Annotated in this window: 2 protein-coding genes; both read right to left on the bottom strand. The window is 59.3% G+C overall.

Annotated elements, in window-relative coordinates; genetic code table 11:
• Nucleotides 1–223: 223 nt before the first annotated feature.
• Complete coding sequence (locus NUW23_12615; GenBank protein MCR4427007.1) at nt 224–484, bottom strand: DUF370 domain-containing protein; 261 nt, start codon at nt 482–484, stop codon at nt 224–226.
• Nucleotides 485–507: 23 nt separating this feature from the next.
• Nucleotides 508–1046: hypothetical protein (locus NUW23_12610; GenBank protein ID MCR4427006.1), on the bottom strand; the 539-nt coding region annotated here is incomplete at its 5' end.

The following is a 1046-nucleotide window of genomic DNA, read 5'->3' as shown; positions in this document are numbered from 1 at the left end:
GGCATCTCTGGACAGGGCGCTTGCGCACACCCTCAAGGCCTTCCAGCACCTGGATCTGGTTGGCATTGTAGTCTGTGTGGTTTGCGTTTCTGCCGGTCTGGTTCTCCAAGAACATTCCTCCCCAATTGTATGAGAAACCCAAAAACAACCGTGATGCACAGGCCATCACGGCAGTCTTGCCTACCTCATTATACACCAAAAACCCAGATGTCCGCCTGATGCTCTACTCGCTCTCGTCGAGGGCCGAGACGGATCCGCCGCGTTTCTTGAGGGTGAGAGGGGATATGGGAGACAGGTATACTTTCCCCTCTGCCACCACAAACGATTTTGGCCGTCCGTCTGAGACGTCTATGATCTTCCCGAGGTCCTCGGCGGTCCGTATGAACTGTCGGGTCGTGCCTGATTTCCTGGAGATATCGATGTCAAAGATGGCTACAACTTCTGATGCAGGTATCACTACGTCTCTGCCCAGGTGCAAGAACACTCGGACCACCCTCCGTCCTCTGGTCAGACTTGCCTCAAGATGCTCGCGTAATCCTCCCCCGCGACGCGGGCTGCCAGTTCCTCATCGACTTTTTGGGGGGGCTCTCCCGCCAGAAGCGACACCAGCGCAACCACCAACAGACGCAGCTCCCTCCTGGCATCCCCGCTCCGGCCGGCGCCGCGAGCGAGTTCCTCCGCGATCTCTCCTTTGATCTCTCTCGCCACGACCTCCCTGGCTGCGACCCGGTCCTCCAGGGTCAAGTCCGGGAGAATGGCAGCGAGCTCGGACTCGGAAAGCCACGGCTCGCGCCTGAGAATCTCACTGGCACACCGCGCGGGGTGGGTCGCAACCCACTTGCGGTATCTCAGATCCGTTTCCCGAAGCCTCACGAACTTCTCTCGCAGGTTGGGGTCCTCGATGGCCGAAGCCTCACGGCAAGCTATTTCCTTATCTGCACGCCCAAGTTCAATTCGGCGCCACGCCTCAGGATCCTCCGCCTGCTGTGCAGACACAGGTGCATCCTGCGGGACTTCTCCCGTGTGAAACCGGATGTCAAGGACGG

This window comes from Bacillota bacterium (genome assembly GCA_024655925.1).
Classification (GTDB): domain Bacteria; phylum Bacillota; class DTU025; order DTU025; family JANLFS01; genus JANLFS01.
Note: the sequence above shows the minus strand (reverse complement) of the source record. Positions and strands in the feature narration are given on the sequence as shown.